At 74.7% G+C, this 5020-nt stretch carries 5 protein-coding genes; 2 read left to right on the top strand and 3 right to left on the bottom strand.

Annotated elements, in window-relative coordinates:
• Positions 1-165: 165 nt before the first annotated feature.
• Positions 166-1617, top strand: a complete 1452-nt coding sequence (radA, locus tag C1I99_RS29190) for a DNA repair protein RadA (RefSeq protein ID WP_111137408.1) — start codon at positions 166-168, stop codon at positions 1615-1617.
• A 141-nt stretch (positions 1618-1758) separates the two neighbouring features.
• Positions 1759-2940, top strand: coding sequence for a DNA integrity scanning diadenylate cyclase DisA (gene disA / locus C1I99_RS29195; RefSeq protein WP_111137409.1), 1182 nt, complete (start codon positions 1759-1761; stop codon positions 2938-2940).
• 67 nt (positions 2941-3007) lie between these two features.
• Here the strand turns inward: disA and C1I99_RS29200 are convergent, their stop codons facing one another.
• From C1I99_RS29200 to C1I99_RS29210, 3 genes are all read right to left on the bottom strand, one after another.
• Positions 3008-3706, bottom strand: a complete 699-nt coding sequence (locus C1I99_RS29200) for a hypothetical protein (RefSeq protein ID WP_111137412.1) — start codon at positions 3704-3706, stop codon at positions 3008-3010.
• Between the two features lie 168 nt (positions 3707-3874).
• Positions 3875-4459 carry a peptide deformylase gene (locus tag C1I99_RS29205; protein WP_111137410.1) on the bottom strand — a complete coding sequence of 195 codons (585 nt, stop codon included), beginning with the start codon at positions 4457-4459 and terminating at the stop codon, positions 3875-3877.
• Positions 4456-4968 carry a glycine cleavage system transcriptional repressor gene (locus tag C1I99_RS29210; RefSeq protein ID WP_111137411.1) on the bottom strand — a complete coding sequence of 171 codons (513 nt, stop codon included), beginning with the start codon at positions 4966-4968 and terminating at the stop codon, positions 4456-4458. The genes C1I99_RS29205 and C1I99_RS29210 overlap by 4 nt, the downstream gene beginning before the upstream one ends.
• Positions 4969-5020: the final 52 nt, after the last annotated feature.

A 5020-nucleotide genomic window follows, 5' to 3' on the forward strand; every position in this document is an offset into this window, starting at 1 on the left:
CGCCCGCCCGTCGCCGATCATCGAGCGCGAGGGTGGCTACGAGGGCCAGGAGGACGGCGGTCACGGCGGCGGCCACTGATCCCGGCTACCGGCTTTCGACACCGCCGGCGTGGTGACCACCACGCCGGCGGTGTCTTCGTCGTACCGCGGGGCTAACGTCCCGGTGTGACCACCTCCCGATCGACCTCCCCGCGCCCGGCCGGCGCCGGGCGCTCCCGCCCGGCCGCCCGGGAGCCCCGCCCGGCCTACCAGTGCGACGCCTGCGGCCACCAGCCACCGAAGTGGGTCGGGCGCTGCCCGGAGTGCGGCGAGTGGGGCTCGGTGGTCGAGTGCACGGTCACCGGCCCGACGGTCTCCGGCCGGGTGGTCAGCTCCCGGATGCCGGCCGAGCCGGCCCGCCCGATCGCCACCATCAGCGCCGCCCCGGCCCGGGCCCGGCCGACCGGGGTCAGCGAGCTCGACCGGGTGCTCGGCGGAGGCCTGGTCCCCGGCGCGGTGGTGCTGCTCGCCGGCGAGCCGGGGGTCGGCAAGTCGACCCTGCTGCTCGACGTGGCCCAGCAGTGGGCCGCCGGGGCGGGCAGCCCGTCGCTGGTGGTGAGCGGGGAGGAGTCGGTCAGCCAGGTCCGGTTGCGCGCCGAGCGGATGGGCACCCTGCACGACCAGCTCTACCTGGCCGCCGAGAGCGACCTCGCCGCCGTGCTCGGCCACCTCGACGCGGTCAAGCCCGGCCTGCTGGTGCTCGACTCGGTGCAGACCATCTCCACCACCGGCACCGAGGGGGTGCCGGGCGGGGTGACCCAGGTCCGGGCGGTCACCGCCGCGCTGGTCTCGGTGGCCAAGGAACGCGGCATCGCCACCGTGCTGGTCGGCCACGTCACGAAGGACGGCCAGGTCGCCGGTCCGCGGGTGCTGGAGCACCTGGTCGACGTCGTGTTGCACTTCGAGGGCGACAAGCACTCCTCGCTGCGGATGGTGCGCGGCGTGAAGAACCGGTTCGGCGCGGCCGACGAGGTGGGCTGCTTCGAGATGCACGAGGGCGGCATCACCAGCCTGGCCGACCCGTCCGGGCTCTTCCTGACCCGCTACTCGGAACCGGTGCCCGGCACCTGCGTCACGGTGGCGATGGAGGGGCGCCGCGCCCTGCTCACCGAGGTGCAGGCGCTGATCGGCGCGACGGTGGCTGGCTCGCCCCGACGGACGGTCTCCGGGCTCGACTCGGCCCGGTTGGCGATGGTGCTGGCCGTGCTCCAGCGGCGAGCCGAGCGGCTCACCCTGCACGACCGGGAGGTCTTCGCGGCCACCGTCGGCGGCATCCGGGTGGTGGAGCCGGCGGCCGACCTGGCGGTGGCCCTCGCGGTCGCCTCCGGCGGGTTGAACCTCGCCATCGCCCCGCACCTGGTGGCGATCGGCGAGGTGGGCCTGACCGGCGAGGTGCGACGGGTCGGCGCGGTGCCGCGGCGGTTGGCCGAGGCGGCCCGGCTCGGTTTCCGGGTGGCGTTGGTGCCGCCCGGCTGCGGTCCGGACAGCACCGGGGCCGGGCCCGAGCAGCTGCGTGTGATCGAGGTCACCGACGTCCGGGCGGCCCTCCAGGCGGTCGCCCGCGCGTCCGCGGAGTGAGCGGTGGAGGCCGCCGGTGGGACCGGTGGCACGATACCGGGCAGCACGGGCGGGGCCGACAGTTCGGGCAGCGGATGGCATCGTGACACATCACAGTAACCACGACAGCACCCACCGCAGGGCAGTCCGTAGACTGTGCCCGTGCCGATCGACCGCGATACCACCAAGCCTGCCGGCGCGACGGTCCACGCCCGCACCGGCGCCGTGGGCTCGCCCGCCCGTACGATCAGCCTCAGCGTGACCGGGAGCGCCGGCAGCACCGGTGATCCGCTGCGGGCCAACCTGGCCCTGATGGCGCCGGGCACCGCCCTGCGCGACGGTCTGGAGCGGATCCTGCGCGGCCGGACGGGCGCGCTGATCGTCCTCGGCTACGACAAGGTCGTCGAAGGGCTCTGCACCGGCGGGTTTCCACTCGACGTGGAGTTCTCCGCCACCCGGGTTCGCGAGCTGTGCAAGATGGACGGCGCGGTGGTGCTCTCCAGCGACGGCACCCGCATCGTCCGGGCAGCGGTGCACCTGATGCCCGACCCGACCATCCCGACCGAGGAGTCCGGCACGCGGCACCGCACCGCCGAGCGGGTCGCCCGGCAGACCGGTTATCCGGTGATCTCGGTCAGCCAGTCGATGCGGATCATCAGCCTCTACGTCAACGGCCAGCGGCACGTGCTGGACGACTCGGCGGCCATCCTGTCCCGCGCCAACCAGGCGCTGGCCACGCTTGAGCGCTACAAGCTGCGGCTGGACGAGGTCTCCGGCACCCTCTCCGCGCTGGAGATCGAGGACCTGGTCACCGTACGCGACGCGGTGGCGGTGGTGCAGCGGCTGGAGATGGTCCGCCGGATCGCCGACGAGATCGCCGGCTACGTGGTGGAGCTCGGCACCGACGGCCGGCTGCTCGCCCTCCAGCTCGACGAGCTGATGGCCGGCGTCGACGCCGATCGCACCCTGGTCATCCGGGACTACCTCCCGGTCGGCCGCAAATCCCGCACCCTCGACGAGGCGCTGGTCGAGCTGGACCTGCTCGGCGCCACCGAGCTGATCGACCTGGTGTCGGTCGCCAAGGCGATCGGCTACCCGGCCGCCTCCGACGCGCTCGACGCCGCGGTCAGTCCGCGGGGCTTCCGGCTGCTGGCCAAGGTGCCCCGGCTGCCGGTGGCCGTGGTCGACCGCCTGGTGAGCCACTTCGGCAGCCTCCAGCGGCTGCTCGGCGCCACCGTTGAGGACCTCCAGGCCGTCGAGGGGGTCGGCGACGCCCGGGCCCGCGGCGTCCGGGAAGGGCTCTCCCGGCTCGCGGAGGCGTCCATCCTGGAACGCTACGTCTGACCCCGCCCGGCGCGGCCCCCGGCCCGCTCCTGGGGCAGGCGCGGCGCGTGCCGGCCTGCCCCGCCGCTCAGCCGGTGATGGTGAGCTTGACCGGCTCGCTGAGCTTGGTGCCGACCCGCGCGAAGACCTGGTACGTCCCGGCCGGCGGGTGCGGACCCGCCGCCACCCCGTTGGCGCACCGGCTGCTGTCCCGCCCGTTCCAGCCGACCTGGTAGGAGCGCTCGAAATTGGGCGTGAAGGACTGCACGTCGGTGCCCTTGCCGGTGCCGCAGGTGTCGGAGGACCAGATCTTTTCGGCCCCGGACTTGATGAACAACTCCTGCGCGTCCGCGCCGACATCCCGGCTGCAGGTGCGCTCCGAACGGTTCTTGACCTTCAGCTGCAGGTCCACCGTCGCGCCACGGACCACCGACGCCGGCCGCGCCACCGGGGTGACCGTGAGCTCGGCGTCGGCGCAGGTGCCGTCGTCGACCGCGGGCACGACCGGGGCCGGCGCGGCGTTCGTGGTGGTCGGCTCGCCGGCCGGGTCCGTCCCGGCCGACGGGGACGCCCCGGTATGCGGGGTGAGCACCGACCCGGTGGGCCCCGGTGTGGCACCGGCGGACGCCGCGCCCGTCGGCTGCGCGTCGCCGGTCGCGCCGGGACTCCCGTCCGACCCGTTGCAGGAATAGAGCAGGACAATCAGGAAGAGAAGCCCCGCGCCGAGTACGACAGCGCGACGCCGCCAGTACACGGCGGGTGGCAGGGGGCCGACCGTCAGACGCATGATGCCCCCACCGTAGCGGCGCACCGCGCGGCAGCCCCTCGCGACGCGCCGGACCATCGGCACCTCACCGCGACGACCCTCCACTCACGACAGTCATGCCTCCTCCCGAACGTGTCCCGGCCGCGACGTACGGGCCGGGGTCGCGGTCCACCGACCGGCGCGGTCGCGTCAGAGGTAGACCTTGCGCTGGTAGATGGCGTGCGCCCCGGCGACCCGGTCGAGGAAGAGCAGGCCGGCGCAGTGGTCGATCTCGTGCTGCAGGGCCCGCGCCTCGAAACCGTCGGTCATCAGCCGTACGGGCCTGCCGGTGCCGGGCAGCACGCCCTCCACCACCAGCCGGCTGGCCCGCTTGACGTCACCGGTCAGGTCGGGCACCGACATGCAGCCCTCCCGGCCCGCCTTCCATCGGCTCGCCTCGACCACCCGCGCGTTGCAGAGCACGAACGTGCCGTGCACGGTCACCGCCTTCGGGTGGCCGGTGACGTCGACCGCGAAGACCTGCGCGCCCACCCCGATCTGCGGGGCGGCTAGGCCGACGCAGCCCGGCGACACCCGCATGGTGGCGACCAGGTCGGCGGCCAGGCGTACCGTCTCCTCGCTGGTGGGGTCGACCTCGCCGCCGGCCCGGCTGAGCACCGGGGCCGGGGCGGACACCACCGGGCGCACCTCGCCCGGCACGACCAGCGCGTCCGGCGTCCAGTCGCCGAGGCCCGCGTACGCCTCGGTGGTCGGGGTCCGCTCGTCGCCGGTCACAGCAGATCCGGGTCGGCCGGCCGGAGGGTGACCTCGACGCCCAGGTCGGCGGCCGCGGCGGCCAGCCGCCCGGCAAGCTCGCCGGCCGTGTCCGGCGGCAGGTCCACCTCGGCGACCACCACGTAGAGCGAGCCGGTCAGCCGGGTGCTCAGGTCGGTGACGTTGCCGCCCGCGTCGGCGAGCACCCGGGTCATGGCCGCGACAATGCCCAGCCGGTCCGCGCCGTGCACCGCCATCACGTACGGCTCGCCGGCCGGCACCGTCGCACCGTCGGGGGTGACCGCACGTACGGTCGCCAGCAGCTGCCCGCCTGCGGCGAGCGGCGCCAGCGCGGCCTCGACGTCGGCGGCGGCCGGGCCCACGCAGATCAGGGTCATCGCGAAGTGTCCCCGCAGCCGGGTCATCGTGCTGTCGGTGAGGTTCGCACCGAGCCGGGCGAGCACCTCGGCGACGTCGGCCACAATGCCCGGCCGGTCCCGGCCGATGACGGTGATCGCGAGCTCGTTCATCCGGGCATTCTGCCCGATCCGTCCGCCGCCACCGGCAGCGGCCCGCCCGGCC

Origin of the sequence: Micromonospora deserti, assembly GCF_003236335.1 — a bacterium.
GTDB lineage: Bacteria > Actinomycetota > Actinomycetes > Mycobacteriales > Micromonosporaceae > Micromonospora > Micromonospora deserti.